13 protein-coding genes are annotated in these 13,954 nt (G+C 64.1%); 2 read left to right on the forward strand and 11 right to left on the reverse strand.

Annotated elements, in window-relative coordinates; genetic code table 11:
- Nucleotides 1-12: 12 nt before the first annotated feature.
- From OGL93_RS02770 to OGL93_RS02790, 5 genes are read right to left on the reverse strand one after another with little or no spacing between them, the layout of a single operon-like run.
- Nucleotides 13-1,002, reverse strand: coding sequence for an ABC transporter ATP-binding protein (locus OGL93_RS02770; protein ID WP_263260841.1), 990 nt, complete (start codon nucleotides 1,000-1,002; stop codon nucleotides 13-15).
- A gap of 1 nt (nucleotide 1,003) precedes the next feature.
- Entirely contained in the window at nucleotides 1,004-1,801 is a 798-nt protein-coding gene (locus tag OGL93_RS02775) for an ABC transporter permease (protein WP_263260842.1), read from the reverse strand.
- On the reverse strand, nucleotides 1,788-2,630 hold the full coding sequence (locus OGL93_RS02780) for an ABC transporter permease subunit (protein ID WP_263260843.1): 843 nt from the start codon (nucleotides 2,628-2,630) through the stop codon (nucleotides 1,788-1,790). The genes OGL93_RS02775 and OGL93_RS02780 overlap by 14 nt, the downstream gene beginning before the upstream one ends.
- On the reverse strand, nucleotides 2,627-3,433 hold the full coding sequence (locus tag OGL93_RS02785; RefSeq protein ID WP_263260844.1) for an alkaline phosphatase family protein: 807 nt from the start codon (nucleotides 3,431-3,433) through the stop codon (nucleotides 2,627-2,629). Before OGL93_RS02785 ends, OGL93_RS02780 begins: the two co-directional genes overlap by 4 nt.
- Before the next feature lie 59 nt (nucleotides 3,434-3,492).
- Entirely contained in the window at nucleotides 3,493-4,557 is a 1,065-nt protein-coding gene (locus tag OGL93_RS02790; RefSeq protein WP_263261099.1) for an ABC transporter substrate-binding protein, read from the reverse strand.
- Between the two features lie 338 nt (nucleotides 4,558-4,895).
- Between OGL93_RS02790 and OGL93_RS02795 the strand changes: the two genes are divergently transcribed.
- Nucleotides 4,896-5,612 (forward strand): UTRA domain-containing protein, encoded by a 717-nt coding sequence (locus OGL93_RS02795; RefSeq protein WP_263260845.1) that lies wholly within the window; start codon nucleotides 4,896-4,898, stop codon nucleotides 5,610-5,612.
- 46 nt (nucleotides 5,613-5,658) lie between these two features.
- Here OGL93_RS02795 and OGL93_RS02800 read toward each other — a convergent pair whose 3' ends face one another.
- The 6 genes from OGL93_RS02800 to minC form a co-directional block, all read right to left on the reverse strand.
- The gene (locus tag OGL93_RS02800; protein ID WP_263261100.1) at nucleotides 5,659-7,788 is read right to left on the reverse strand and encodes a mechanosensitive ion channel family protein; all 2,130 of its coding nucleotides are present in this window, start codon (nucleotides 7,786-7,788) and stop codon (nucleotides 5,659-5,661) included.
- A 35-nt stretch (nucleotides 7,789-7,823) separates the two neighbouring features.
- Nucleotides 7,824-9,113, reverse strand: a complete 1,290-nt coding sequence (locus OGL93_RS02805) for a M18 family aminopeptidase (protein WP_263260846.1) — start codon at nucleotides 9,111-9,113, stop codon at nucleotides 7,824-7,826.
- A 1,091-nt stretch (nucleotides 9,114-10,204) separates the two neighbouring features.
- On the reverse strand, nucleotides 10,205-10,840 hold the full coding sequence (locus OGL93_RS02810) for an RluA family pseudouridine synthase (RefSeq protein WP_263260847.1): 636 nt from the start codon (nucleotides 10,838-10,840) through the stop codon (nucleotides 10,205-10,207).
- A 65-nt stretch (nucleotides 10,841-10,905) separates the two neighbouring features.
- Nucleotides 10,906-11,160: a cell division topological specificity factor MinE gene (gene minE, locus OGL93_RS02815; protein WP_263260848.1), complete on the reverse strand. Its 255-nt coding sequence runs from the start codon at nucleotides 11,158-11,160 to the stop codon at nucleotides 10,906-10,908.
- Nucleotides 11,157-11,972: a septum site-determining protein MinD gene (minD, locus tag OGL93_RS02820; RefSeq protein ID WP_263260849.1), complete on the reverse strand. Its 816-nt coding sequence runs from the start codon at nucleotides 11,970-11,972 to the stop codon at nucleotides 11,157-11,159. Before minD ends, minE begins: the two co-directional genes overlap by 4 nt.
- A 140-nt stretch (nucleotides 11,973-12,112) precedes the next feature.
- Nucleotides 12,113-12,868, reverse strand: a complete 756-nt coding sequence (minC, locus tag OGL93_RS02825; RefSeq protein WP_263260850.1) for a septum site-determining protein MinC — start codon at nucleotides 12,866-12,868, stop codon at nucleotides 12,113-12,115.
- A 120-nt stretch (nucleotides 12,869-12,988) separates the two neighbouring features.
- Here minC and OGL93_RS02830 point away from each other — a divergent pair, with 120 nt between their 5' ends.
- Nucleotides 12,989-13,918, forward strand: a complete 930-nt coding sequence (locus OGL93_RS02830; RefSeq protein WP_263260851.1) for a lipid A biosynthesis lauroyl acyltransferase — start codon at nucleotides 12,989-12,991, stop codon at nucleotides 13,916-13,918.
- Nucleotides 13,919-13,954: the final 36 nt, after the last annotated feature.

Below are 13,954 nucleotides of genomic sequence, written 5' to 3' on the forward strand. Positions count from 1 at the left end.
TCCTCTTCAGGCTCAGGCCACTTCACACACGGCGGTGGGGGCGATATGCAGACGCACCCGGGTGCCGGTGGGGTACAGGTCGATGGCGGAGCGGTTGAGCACGTCTACCAGCACATCCACGCCTTGGGCGCGCACGCGGTAGCGGATCACGTTGCCCAGCAGGCTGTGCCCGAGAACCTCGCCGTCGCCCTCGGCGTCTGGCTGGAGCTCGATGGCCTCCGGGCGGATCGCCTGGGCCGTGCTCAGGGGCCGTTGCAGCAGCCGGCTGGCGCTGCTGGCGTCGAGCACGTTGTAGTTGCCGATAAAGCCCGCCGCAAAGGCGCTCACCGGGGCGGTGTAGAGGTTCTGGGCATCGCCGCTCTGCACGATCTGCCCTTTGTTCATCAGGAAGATCCGATCGCTCATGGTCAGGGCTTCTTCCTGGTCATGGGTAACGAAAATGGTGGTCAGCCCCAGCGCCTGCTGAATGCCACGGATCTGTTCACGCAGGTGCTTGCGAATACGCGCGTCCAGTGCGGAAAGCGGTTCGTCGAGCAGCAGCAGGCGTGGCCGCGTGACCAGCGAGCGGGCCAACGCCACCCGTTGGCATTGGCCTCCGGACAGCTGATGCGGGTAGCGGTCCGCGAAGGTGTCCAACTCCACCATATGCAATGCCTCGCGCACTCGCTCGCGGCTGTCGGCGGCGCTGACCTTCTGCATGCGCAGGCCGAAGGCGACGTTGCGCTCCACGGTCATGTTGGGAAACAGCGCGTAGCTCTGGAACACCATGCCGATATCGCGCTTTTGCGGCGACAGCGGGATCAGGTTCTGCCCATCGAGCAGGATCTCGCCGCCATCCACGCCGGTCAGCCCGGCGATGCAGCGCAGCAAGGTGGATTTGCCACAGCCGGAAGGCCCCAGCAGCGTGACGAACTCGCCCCGGGCGATCTCGAAGTCGATGTCGGCGAACACCGGGGTTGGGCCGAAGCTTTTGTGCAGCTTGCGCACGGTGACGAAGCTCATGTCAGTAGGTGTCCTTGTTCAGGCGTGTAGCGATCCAGGTCATCACCAGCACGAAAAGGAAGTAGGAGATCACCAGGGCGCTGTTAAAGTGGCCGCTGCTGTTGCGCATGTTGTTGAGGTAAACCTGCAGGGTTTCGTACTGAGTGCCGACCAGCAGGTTAGCGAACACGAACTCCCCGAACAGGAACGAGAAGGACAACAGCAGCGCGACCATCAGCCCTTTGCGCAGGTTGGGCAGCACCACCAGCCAGGCCGCCTGCCAGGTGCTGGCCCCCAGCAGCTGAGCGGCGTCCATCAGGTCATGCAGGTGGATCGCCTGCAAATTGTTGGTGATGGCCCGGTACATGAACGGCAGCGCCACCGTGAAGTAACAGCCAATCACGATCCACGGGGTGCCCACCATGGCCAGCGGGCCAGAACCATACAGCTGCAGGAGCCCTACCGACGACACCACTGGCGGTACGGCGAAGGGCAGCAGGATGAGGATGTTCATCAGCCCGTCCAGCCGGGGGAAGTAGTAGTGCACCACGAACAGCAGCGGCAGGATGAGCACCACGGCCAGCAGCAGGGCGCCCACGCACACCAGCAAGGAATGGCCGAAAGCGACGAGAAAACGCGGGTCCGTCCATAGCGCCAGGTACCACTTGAAGGTCAGGCCGCTGGGCAGCAACGTGGCCGACCACTCGGTGGCCAGGGAATACAAGAGGGTACCGGCCAGGGGCAGCAGCAGAATGAGGAACAACAGCCACACCACGAGCCGGTGGTAGAGGCGGGCGGGGCCAGGGTCAGCGGTTGACATGGTAGCTCCTGCGCAAGATCCATTGATGCACCAGGGTCACCAGCGCCATCATCGCGACCAGAATGATCGCCAGCGCGCTGGCGAGGTTGGGGTCCAAGGTAATGTCGCCCGCGACCATGGCGGCGATGCGGATCGGCAACACATTGAAGTTACCGGTGGTCAGTGCGTACACCGTGGCGTAGGCGCCGAGGGCATTGGCGAGCAGGATCACGAAGGTCCCCAGCAGCGCGGGCAGCAGCACCGGCAAGGCTATCAGGCGCCAGTACTGCCAGGGGCCGGCCCCGAGCAGGGCAGCGGCATCGCGCCAGTCGTCGCGCAAGGCGTCGAAGGCGGGGTAGAGCAGCAGTACCCCGAGCGGGATCTGGAAGTAGGTGTACACCACGATCAGCCCGGTCTTGGAATACAGGTTGAAGTCACTGATCAGGCCGCTCTGCTTGAGCAGCAGGGTGATCGCCCCGTTGAAGCCGAGCAGGATGATAAAGGCGAAGGCCAGCGGCACCCCGGCGAAGTTGCTGGTCATGTTGGCGAAGGCCGTCACGAAGTTGCGCAGGCGTGAGTCGACCTGCCGCAGCGAGTAACTTCCCAGCACCGCGATCAGCAAGCCCAGCAGGCTCGACCACAGGCTGATCTCCAGGCTGAACTGCATCGCCTGGCGATAGAAACGCGAGCTGAACGCCTTGGTGAAGTTGGCCAGGCCCCAGCCGTCGGCGCTTTGCAGGCTACCAAGGGCGACCCAGGTCAAGGGTGCGAGCTGGAACAAGATAAAAAACACCGCAAAGGGCAGCAGGCATAGCAGCGCCACACCTTTGCCGCGAGAGGTTGCACTCATATCAGCAACTCCGGGCAGGCAGGTTTGTCGTGAGCAGCCCCGAGCAGATCGCAGATTAGCCCGCATATCTGGGCCTGCCGCGGTTGCGCGGTCGGCGCCAGGTTAAAGGCGCTGCCCAGCACGAACAGCGGCACCTCCCGCTCCTCGGCGAGCAGGCCGTTGTGGGAGCGGTCGGTATTCATGCCGTGGTCGGCGGTCACCAGCACCTGATAACCGGCGTCTAGCCAGCCTTGCAGGTAGTCGGCCAGCAGCACGTCCGCGCTGCGTGCAGCGTTACGGTATTGCGAGCTATCCAGCCCATGACGATGGCCGGCGTCGTCGATGTTCATCGAATGCACCAGAAGAAAGTCCGGCGCGTGACGCAGCCTCAGGCTCTCGGCATCGGCGAACAGATGAGAGTCGGGGTAGTGGTCGGCGTAGTAAAAGTGCCCACGTTGGATCGGCAGATCAGATGCGTCCGTGTGGCGGTCGCGGGCGGCCACGAAAGGGCTTCGGTTATACAGCTCGCTGACCCAGTGGTAGGCCGCGGCGGCGGTGCCCAGGCCAGCGGCGCGGGCATAGTGGAAGATGCTGCGCTGGTTCGAAAGGCGGTTCACACCGTTGTGCACGATGCCGCTGTCAATGGGCGCTACGCCCGTGAGTATGCACTCGTAAAGCGGCCGTGACAGCGCGGGCAATTCACAGGTGAGCCGGTACAGCGCACCTCGCCCGGCTTGCACATAGGCCTGCAGATGGCCCAGGGCGTGCTCGGCGACCGAGTACGCAAGGCCATCGAGTATTACCAGAATCACCTTGTGTCGCATAAGCACGCCTCGTGCGGTCAAGCCTGCCGCGCCGGTTGGGCGCGGCAGGTATCACTGGGTTATTGCTGCATCTCGATGATCACTTGCTCGTTCCACTGTTGTGGCAGCGCCTTGGAACTGGTCTCCCAGGCGTCGTGCTGGGTAATCGGCTTCGCATTTTTATACTGCTCGGCGGGCAGCAGCTTGGCCGCGACCTCTGCTGGCAGCTTTACGTATTCGGCGCGGATCGGCCGGGCGTAGCCACTGGCGAGGTTGATCTGCCCGGCGTCGCTCAAGATGTACTCGCGGGCGAGCTTGGCGGCGTTGGGATGCTTGGCGTATTTGTTGATGATGGTGGTGTAGCCGGAAATCACCGTGCCGTCGGACGGGATCAACACATCAAAGCGCTTGGGGTCGATCTGGTCGCGGTAGCTCAAGCCGTTGAAATCCCACACCACGCCGACTTCGATCTCGCCCTTTTCCAGCGTCTGGATAGTCGGGTTGGCCAATGACAAACGCTTCTGCTGGGCGAGCTTGGTGAACAGTGCCAAGCCTGGAGCCAGGTTGGATTCATCCCCCTTGTAGGCGATAGCAGCGGCCAATACGCCGTTGGCGGCTTGGGCGGCGGTACTGACGTCACCGATAGCGACCTTGTATTTACCTTTCTCCAGGTCATGCCAGCTCTTCGGCGCATCGCCGTCCTTCACCAGCTGCTTGTTGATGATGAAAGCAATGGTGCCGGTGTAGGCGAGCATCCAGTGGCCGTCCTTATCCTTCGCCCAGTCGGGTATTTGCTCCCAGGTGCTTGGCTTGTACGGCTGCGTCACGCCCTGGGTCGTGGCGATGGGGCCGAAGGCTGCGCCTACGTCGCCGATGTCGGCGCTGGCGTTGTCTTTCTCGGCCGCGAACTTGGCGACTTCCTGCGCCGAGCTCATGTCTGTGTCCATGTGCTTGAGGCCGTATTTGCTGGCCAGGTCTTCCCAGGTGCCTTTCCAGTTTGCCCAGGCATCGGGCATGCCCACGCTATTGACCTGGCCTTCTTGTTTAGCCGCGGCTTCCAGGGCCTGCAGGTCGCCGGCGGCCATGGCCTGGTTGCCCAAGGCCAGGGCCGAGCCCAACAGTGAGGCGAGGAACAGTGTTTTCAGCGCGGGCTGTTTTTTCATCTGTAGCTCCTGACGAAGTTCGTCATCGGGGTCGAGGAAGTTCGCGATGCTGGTCTAGATCAGCAATACGCAGGCCAATCTAGGCTCTGTGCGTGACACTTTGATGTCTATCGGCACGAGAGGGCCGTTTCGCTCGCCTTAGCGTAGTCCATCCATGGCGCTGTGCAGGGCAATGGGCGCAGGGCTTGCAGGGAAGTTTTCGGCCTGTCGAAGAACGGCCTGTCATCCACTGTTCATCGCCATGGCCTACGCTGCGAACACCGAAGCTGAGCTTTGAAGGCGCCACCGGGCGCACTGGTCTAGACCAAAAGGATGTTTTGATGCGGGATCATGCACCGCGAGCGGTCACTGCAATATGCGCCGCCCTGGAAGAGCAGATGGAGCACGGCCTGTTACTGGCGGGGGCCAAACTGCCCGCGGAACGCCAGTTGAGTGAGCTGTTCGACACTACACGGATTACCCTGCGCGACGCGCTGGTGCAGCTCGAAGCCCGAGGGCTGGTATACCGCGAGGACAGGCGCGGCTGGTTCGTGTCGCCGCCACGGCTGACCTACGAACTCAACGAGCGCAGCCACTTTCACGCCATGGTGCGGGCCCAAGGGCGGCTGCCACACACCGAGCTGCTGAGCGCGCAGGCGATTCCGGCGCCAGCAGTGGTGTGCGATCGCCTGGGCTTGGCGCCGCTGTCTCAGGTTATCCGCATCTGCCGGCGACGGCGGATCGACGGCCGCTTGGTGCTTTATGTGGAGCACTACCTCAACCCGGCCTATTTCCCCGGGGTGCTGGAACATGACCTGAGCCAGCCCTTGACCGAGCTATACGCCCACGCCTATGGCATCGCTTATGGCCAGGTGCGCTTCGAAATGCTGCCCACCGCCTTGCCGCTGGAGGCTGCTGGCGCCCTGAAGGTCTCGGCCGGCAGCCCCGGATTGCGGATCACCCGGATCAACCATGACAGCCGTGGCCGCTTGATCGACTGCGACCTGGAGTACTGGCGCCACGATGCGATCCGGGTGGTGACCACGGTCAGCCCGTAGGTGCTGGGCTGCTCGCTTGTTCCATACGCCAGGGTTCGCATGGGCCTTACAGCGTTTTCGCCGCCGGCCCGCCATGCACCACCTGCACGCTCAGCCGCGGCGTGGCCAGGTCTAGCCCGGCTTCGTCGAGGGTGCGTTTGAGCAGCAAGTTGAAGGCACGGGAAATTTCCCATTGCTTGAGCGGTGCGGTCTTGAAGCGCGCGCGCAACACGGCGGAGCCGGATTCGAAGCTTTCTACCCCCTGGAACTCCAGGGGCGACCAGATCTCCCGGCGCAGCAACGGGTCGCTGTGCATCTTCTGGCCGACCTCGCGGATCAGCTTGATGGCGTCGTCGATCCCCACCGCATGGGGGATCGCCACGCGGAAAATGGCGTAGCCGAATTCCCGCGAATAGTTCTTGATGCTTTTGATCTCGCTGAAAGGAATGGTATGTACGATACCGTCGATGTCACGCAGGCGTACGGTGCGGATGGTCAGGCCCTCGACCGTGCCCAGGTGGCCGCCTACGTCCACGTAGTCGTCGATGGCCAGGGAATCCTCGACGATGATGAACAGGCCGGTGATCAGGTCCGCTACCAAGGACTGCGCGCCAAAGCCGATGGCTAGACCGATCACACCCGCACCGGCCAGCAGCGGCGTGACGTTCACGCCCATGTTCGCCAAGGCGACGATGCCGGCGATCACGAAAATGGTCACGAACAGCACGTTGCGGATCAGCGGCATCATGGTTTGCGCGCGCGCGTTGGCGATACCTTTGCGCGAGCGGGCCAGGCCGTGGTGGATCGCGGTGTCGGCGAGAATCCATACCAGCCAGGCCAGCATCAGCGTGCCAGTGAGGCCGAACAGCCGCAGGCTGAAGTCATGGCCGCTGCCCTCGGTAAAGCGAATGAAGGACAGCCCCCACACCCGTAGGCCCAATTCCAGGAACACCCCCCAGACCGCGATGTGCGCCAAGGTGTAGGCAAAGCTTTTCAGCCGTTCGGCGTAGGCCTCTTGGCGCCGGGCCCGTTTGCTCGGCTTCTGCGCATGCCGGCTGACCAGGCCATTGATCACCATGCATACCACCAGCAGCACGGTGCACAGCAGGGACTGGCGCAACGCGGTGCTGGTGTCGCCGGCGGAAATAAAGGTTGCCACCAGCGACACCCCCACCAGCACCAGCGCTGGCAGGTACCAATAGGTCCCCAGCACTTCCAGGGTGTCAGTCATCGCCCGCCGATGCAGGCGCCGCGCCAAGGGCTGGTTGCAGATCAAGTGCGCCACCGGCCGGCGGAAGCGCAGGATGAACAACCCGCTGAACAGCGCTGCCAGCACGTTGGCCAGGGCCGCTGCACTATGGGCCAGGTGCACCCCGAGGCCCGCCACCAGGCGCGGATCACTGAGCGCTTCGCCGAACGCGGCAAAGCTGCCGATCAGCCACATTGGCCGGAAAGCGCGTCGGCGCAGGATGTACAGCGCACGGTGGCGGTGCGGGCCGTCGAGTAGCGAAAACGCAATCACGCAGATGGCGGCGAAGCAGGTGCCCACTACCAGGGCATAGGCCACCACCAGGGCAAGGTCCTTGCCAAGCGAGGAGGGCACTGCGTAACCGATGCCCAGGGTCAGCGCCAGGGCCACCAACCAGGGGCCCAGCTTGCGCAAGGCGAAGCGCAGCAGGTCCCAGGTGCGTGGATGTTGCGGCAGTTCTTCGGGGAGGCCGAAACGCTCGCGCATGCGCTGGCTCAGCCAGATCAGCGCATAGGCCAGCAGTGCCCAGGCCAGGATGGTGAGCACGAAGATCATCAATACCGAGCTCTGGTCGGCGAAGTTGCTCGACCGGTCGAGCAGCTCGTCCCGCGCTAGCGCCAGCTCATCGACCCACTGGCTTAGTGGGCTGTTCTCACCGGCGAACTGCCGCTCCAAGGTGCGCACCGTCCCGCCGAGCAGCCCCACCACCCCTTCTCCCTGAGTGGGGTTGGCCTTGCGGCTGGCGTCGCGCAGTTGTTTGAGCTCGGTGAGCAGCCGTGCGCGCTGCTCGTCGTTCTCCAGCGTGCCGATCACGTGATCCAGCGACTGGTTCAGGTTCTCGGCCGGCGCCTCGCTCTTCGCCGGGTTGCCCAGCAGGCTGGGCAACCCGCTTGCCTGGGCCGGCGCGGAAAAGGCCAACGCGCAGCACAATAGCCAGCACAGGGCCAGCGCCCAATGCCGGGCCGGCCCTGATACCCGCGCGATCACGGCAAGGCTCGGGCGGCGTAGAAGGCGCCCAGCACCTTGACCAAGTGGGCGAGGTCGTGGCTGCCGGCAAGCTCACGAATGGAGTGCATGGCGAAGGTCGGTACGCCGATGTCTACCGTGCGCACCCCCAGGCGGCTGGCAGTGATGGGCCCGATGGTGGAGCCGCAGCCCATGTCGCTGCGCACCACGAAGCTCTGCACCGGCACTTCCTCGGCCAGGCACAGGTGGCGGAAGAACCCGCCGGTTTCGCTGTTGGTTGCGTAGCGCTGGTTGCTGTTGACCTTGATCACTGGCCCGGCGTTGAGCTTGGGGCCATGGTTGCCATCGTGCTTGTCCGCATAGTTGGGGTGCACGCCGTGAGCGTTGTCGGCCGAAATCAGCAGCGAACGCTGGATCGCCCGCACGTAGTCGTCGCCCTCGGGCAGCAGCCGTTGCAGGGTCTGTTCCAGCAGCGGGCCATCGGCACCGCAGGCCGAGCTCGAGCCCACTTCTTCGTGGTCGGTGCATACCAGCACGCAGGTTTCATCCCCTTCGGCGCGCAGCAGCGCTTGCAGCCCGGCAAAGCAGGACAACAGGTTGTCCAGGCGGGCGCCGGCGATGAAGTCGCCATTAAGGCCAATCACCGCGGCAGGCTGGGTGTCGTAGAAACTCAGCTCGTAATCGAGCACCACGTCGGCATTCACGCCGTGCTCCTTGGCCAACTGTTCGGTGAGCAGGGCGCGGAAGTCAAAGCGCTCGCTGCCGTCCACCTGGGCAAGAATCGGCGGCAGTTCGTTCTGGGCGTTGATCGCCCAGCCTTCATTCGCGGCGCGGTTAAGGTGAATCGCCAGGTTCGGAATGATCGCGATCGGCACCTGGAAATCCACCAGTTGGCTGGCCACGCGGCCATCCTGGCGAAAGGTCACGCGGCCAGCGATCGACAGGTCGCGGTCGAACCACGGCGCCAACAAGGCCCCGCCGTACACTTCCACGCCCAGTTGCAGAAAGCCCTGGCGTTGCAGCTCGGGCTGCGGCTTGACCCGCAGGCAGGGGCTGTCGGTATGCGCGCCAACCAGGCGCAGGCCCTGGGTGACCGGGGATTCCTTACCCAGCCGGATAGCGATCAGCGAGGAGTCGTTACGGGTCAGGTAATAGCGGCCACCGGGGGTGGTGCTCCAGCGCTCGCGTTCGTCCAGGCGTTGATAACCCGCGGCTTCGAGGCGCTGAACCAGGCTGGCGGTGGCATGGAAGGGTGTTGGCGAGGCCTTGAGGAAATCAATCAGGCCCAGGTTGAGGGTGTCACGCATCGGGGTACTCCAGGCAGCAATGCCGCGAGTCTAGCGCACATGCGGGAAACGACGAAAATTGTTGCGTGGCGGGGCCGCCCATGAAGAGCGGCGTCTGGGTTCGCAGGCTGGCGCCAGCTCCCACAATGTAGAGCCCCTGTGGGACCGGGCGAAGCCCGGGAACGGTCGGGCGTTCGGGTTCGCAGGCTGGCCCCAGCTCCCACAATGTAGGGGCCCTGTAGGACCGGGCGAAGCCCGGGAACGATCGGCGTTTGGGTTCGCAGGCTGGCGCCAGCTCCACAATGTAGGGGCCTTGTGGGGCCGGGCGAAGCCCGGGAACGGTCTGGCGTCTGGGTTCGCAGGCTGCCGCCAGCTCCCACAATGTGGGTCCCTGTGGGACCGGGCGAAGCCCGGGAACGGTCTGGCGTCTGGGTTCGCAGGCTGGCGCCAGCTCCCACAATGTAGAGACCCTGTAGGACCGGGCGAAGCCCGGGAACGGTCTGTGTCTGGGTTCGCAGGCTGGCGCCGGCTCTCACAATGCCGAGACCCTGTGGGACCGGGCGAAGCCCGGGAACGGTCTGGCGTCTGGGTTCGCAGGCTAGCGCCAGCTCCCACAATGTGGGGATCCTTTGGGACCGGGCGAAGCCCGGGAACGGTCTGGCGTTTGGGCTCGCAGGCTGCCGCCAGCCCACAACGTAGGGGTCTTGTGGGACCGGGCGAAGCCCGGGAACGGTCGGCGTCCGGGATCGCAGGCTGGCGCCAGCTCCCACAATGTAGGGACCCTGTGGGACCGGGCGAAGCCCAGGAATGGTCGGCGTCTGGGTTCGCAGGCTGGCGCCAGCTCTCACAATGCCGAGACCCTGTGGGACCGGGCGAAGCCCAGGAATGGTCGGCGTCTGGGTTCGCAGGCTGGCGCCAGCTCTCACAATGCCGAGACCCTGTGGGACCGGGCGAAGCCCGGGAACGGTCTGGCGTTTGGGTTCGCAGGCTGCCGCCAGCTCCCACAATGTAGGAGCCCTGTGGGACCGGGCGAAGCCCGGGAACGATCGGCGTTCGGGTTCGCAGGCTGGCGCCAGCCCACAACGACCTATGTAAAACCGGACACTGGAACGCTAGAACGGCGCCGGGCACTCGAAACGCAAGCGCTCACCCGTGGCCGGGTGGCTGAAGGCGAGCATGCTGGCGTGCAAGCACAGCCGCGGGGAGGCCGCCAAGGCTGCTTCATGCGCGTAGAGGCGGTCGCCGAGCAGCGGGTGGCCGATGCTCAGCATGTGCACGCGCAGCTGGTGCGAGCGGCCGGTGACCGGGGTCAGTTCCACACGGCACCATTGCTCATGGCGCTCCAGCACACGCCAGAAGGTCAGCGCATGCTTGCCCAGTTCGTGGTCGACCACGTGGCGAGGCTTGGTGGGCGGGTCGTAGCGCAAGGGGAGGTCGATACTGCCGCTGTCCAAGGCAGGTTGGCCCCAGCACAGCGCGGTATAGGCTTTTTCCGTTTCGCGGTCATGAAATTGCCGCGACAGCTCCCGATGGCTGTCCGCATCCCGCGCCAGCAGGATGATCCCTGAAGTTTCCCAGTCCAGCCGGTGAACGATCAACGCCTCGGGATAGCCGTTCTCCTGCAGGCGGGTGATCAGGCAATCCTTGTTATCGTCAGCGCGCCCAGGCACGGACAGCAGCAGGGTCGGTTTGTCGATCACCAGGAAGGTCGGGTCTTGGTGCAGGATGCGGATAGAGGAAAGGGGCATCGCGGGGGTCTCGGGCAAACGCATGCGGCGACCAGTAGGTCGCCGCATGGAGGAGCCTGCTTCGCTTAGCGGTCGGGCAGGGTGATATTCAATTCCAGGATCGAACAGCTGCCCTGGTTTTCCAGGGCGACATGTACGTCGTCGTTGTCGATGCTGACGTACTTGCGGATGACTTCGACCAGCTCTTTCTGCAACGCAGGGAGGTAGTCTGGGGTGGTCCGCTGGCCGCGCTCGTGCGCCACGATGATTTGCAGACGCTCCTTCGCGACCGAGGCGGTGCTGGCCTTCTTGCGGTCACGAAAGAAGTCGAAAATATTCATTCACGACCTCCGAAAATGCGCTGGAGAAGGCTCTTCTTCTTCACGTCGAGGAAACGATGCTCGACCGTTTTGCCCAGCAGGCGATCGACCGCGTCGCTGTAGGCCTGGCCAGCGTCGCTTTGCTCGTCGAGGATCACTGGAACGCCCTGGTTGGACGCCTTGAGCACCGCCTGGGATTCCGGGATCACGCCCAGCAGGCGGATGGCGAGGATCTCTTCCACGTCTTCCACGCCCAGCATCTCGCCCTTGCTTACACGCTCAGGGTTGTAGCGGGTCAGCAGCAGGTGTTCCTTGATCGGGTCCTCGCCTTTCTCGGCGCGGCGCGACTTGCTCGCCAATAGGCCGAGCATGCGGTCCGAGTCACGTACCGAGGACACTTCCGGGTTGGTCACCACGATGGCTTCGTCGGCGAAATACATCGCCAGGCTTGCGCCCTTCTCGATCCCGGCCGGAGAGTCGCAGATAACGTATTCGAAGTCTTCCTTGAGCTCGGTGAGCACCTTCTCGACGCCCTCCTGGGTCAGGGCGTCTTTGTCACGGGTTTGGCTGGCGGCGAGCACGTAGAGGTTTTCCAGGCGCTTGTCTTTGATCAGCGCCTGCTTGAGGGTCGCTTCGTTGTTCACCACGTTGACGAAGTCATACACCACGCGGCGCTCGCAGCCCATGATCAGGTCCAGGTTACGCAGGCCGACGTCGAAGTCGACGATAACGGTTTTGTGGCCGCGCAGTGCCAGGCCGGTGCCGATGGCTGCGCTGGTGGTGGTCTTGCCTACACCACCCTTGCCGGAAGTAACCACGAGAATCTTGGCCAAGGTGTATCACCCCTAATGAAAAAAGGACTGTTGAGTCCTCGAAAACGTGAAGATGAAGATCGAATGCTTATTGAGGTGCGTAACGCCGGCGAAAACGCCGTTTGCCAAACAAGTTACGCATAAAATGGCGGCAGTATCCGTTAAAGGCGGGTGATGTTCAACACATCGGCAATGAGGCTGATCTGCACCGCTGTGCCCCAGAGCGGGTCGCGCCGAAGGTCTTCGGCGACCTTGTACTGACCTGCGATGGACACGAGTTCGGCGCCCAGTTGCTGGCAGAAAATACGTGCCCGGGCATCCCCCTTGATGCCCGCCAGCGCCCGGCCACGCATGGGGCCGTAGACATGGATGTTGCCATCGGCGAGAAGTTCCGCCCCGGAACTCACCGACGACACCACCACCAAGTCACCGCCCTGGGCGTAGATCTGCTGGCCGCCCCGCACCGGTGTGGTGATCACCCGGGTAGGCTGCAACTGCGGTGCGGGCGGGGCTTCTACCACCGGTGGTGCGGGTTCGGCGGCTGGCTTGCGTTCTTCAACCGGTTCCACCGGCCGCTCCCGTGCGTTGGACGGCGGCAGCACGGGCAGGTCGATGGCGATGGCTGCAGCGATGTCTTCGATGCGCGCGGCACGGATGGCCAGGGTGCGCAGGCCATGGTGGCGGCACACTCGCATCAGCCCGGGCAGGTCGATGGAACCTTCGCCTGCTGGCAGCTTGTCGAGTGCCAGCACCAGGGGGGTGTTGCTGAAGAAGTTCGGCGCCTGGGCTACCTTGGCCGCCAACTGGCGGTCGAGGCCTTCGAGGTCGTTGCGAGCCAGCTCCAGCACGGTGATGGCGAGCATGCTGCCCTTCAGTTGGAATACGGCTTCCTGCTGCTGAGGTTCGGTTTGGCTCATGGTCGGCAAATGTCGCCTTGTCGCGAAAAGTGCCGTGACTTATAGCGAGAACGCTTGCCAGCCGCAAGCTGTGCGCAACCCATGTAGAATGCGCGGCTTTGCCTTAGCCCGGAAATCTTCATGCAACGACCGCAGTTTCGCCGCGCCTTTCTTCATCCCCGCTTCTGGCCGCTGTGGCTAGGGCTCGGGCTGCTGTGGCTGACGGTGCAGCTGCCTTATCCGCTGCTGCTGCGCCTGGGTGGGTTGCTGGGGCGGTTGATGGGCTTTTTCGCTACCGATAGGCGCCTGATCGCCGCGCGGAACCTCGAACTTTGTTTCCCCGAAAAAAGCGCCAGGGAGCGTGCCCGCCTACTCAAGGAAAACTTTCGCTCAACCGGCATCGCCTTTTTCGAGATGGCGATGAGCTGGTGGTGGCCGCGCGCCCGGCTGGCGCGGCTCGCGCATATCGACGGGCTCGAGCACCTGCGCGAGGTCCAGGCGGCGGGAGAGGGTGCGATCCTGATGGCGGCGCATTTCACTACCCTGGAGATCGGCGCGGCCCTGCTCGGCCAACAGCACACCATCGATGGGATGTACCGCGAGCACGGCAACCCGCTGTTCGACTACATCCAACGGCGCGGGCGCGAGCGGCATAACCTGGACGCCCTCGCCGTGGAGCGCGAAGACGTGCGGGGCATGCTCAAGTTGCTGCGCAAGGGGCGGGCGATCTGGTACGCGCCAGACCAGGACTACGGAGCCAAGCAAAGTTTGTTCGTACCGCTGTTCGGGATTCCCGCGGCCACGGTTACGGCGACCAGCAAATTTGCCCGGCTGGGCAAGGCGCGGGTCATTCCCTTCACCCAGCAACGCTTGGCCGACGGCAGCGGTTATCGGCTGGTGGTGCACCCGCCGCTGACGGACTTCCCCGCCGAGACGGAGGAGCAGGACTGCCTGCGGATCAACCAATGGGTCGAGGCCGTCATCCGGGAATGCCCGGAGCAGTACCTGTGGGCGCACCGGCGCTTCAAGTCACGGCCCGAGGGTGCGCCACGGCTGTACCCGAAGCGCTGAACGAAGGGGGCGGGGCCGGTACGGGCTGGCGCCAGC

The sequence above is a fragment of the Pseudomonas sp. RIT-PI-S genome, assembly GCF_025642975.1.
Lineage (GTDB): Bacteria > Pseudomonadota > Gammaproteobacteria > Pseudomonadales > Pseudomonadaceae > Aquipseudomonas.

Bases quoted from the DNA above. Each gene is read 5' to 3' on its own strand.
- OGL93_RS02830 (WP_263260851.1), top strand. From the start codon at position 12,989: ATGCAACGACCGCAGTTTCGCCGCGCCTTTCTTCATCCCCGCTTCTGG.
- OGL93_RS02780 (WP_263260843.1), bottom strand. From the start codon at position 2,630: ATGAGTGCAACCTCTCGCGGCAAAGGTGTGGCGCTGCTATGCCTGCTG.
- minC (WP_263260850.1), bottom strand. From the start codon at position 12,868: ATGAGCCAAACCGAACCTCAGCAGCAGGAAGCCGTATTCCAACTGAAG.
- OGL93_RS02785 (WP_263260844.1), bottom strand. From the start codon at position 3,433: ATGCGACACAAGGTGATTCTGGTAATACTCGATGGCCTTGCGTACTCG.
- OGL93_RS02775 (WP_263260842.1), bottom strand. From the start codon at position 1,801: ATGTCAACCGCTGACCCTGGCCCCGCCCGCCTCTACCACCGGCTCGTG.
- OGL93_RS02810 (WP_263260847.1), bottom strand. From the start codon at position 10,840: ATGCCCCTTTCCTCTATCCGCATCCTGCACCAAGACCCGACCTTCCTG.
- minE (WP_263260848.1), bottom strand. From the start codon at position 11,160: ATGAATATTTTCGACTTCTTTCGTGACCGCAAGAAGGCCAGCACCGCC.
- OGL93_RS02770 (WP_263260841.1), bottom strand. From the start codon at position 1,002: ATGAGCTTCGTCACCGTGCGCAAGCTGCACAAAAGCTTCGGCCCAACC.
- OGL93_RS02795 (WP_263260845.1), top strand. From the start codon at position 4,896: ATGCGGGATCATGCACCGCGAGCGGTCACTGCAATATGCGCCGCCCTG.
- OGL93_RS02805 (WP_263260846.1), bottom strand. From the start codon at position 9,113: ATGCGTGACACCCTCAACCTGGGCCTGATTGATTTCCTCAAGGCCTCG.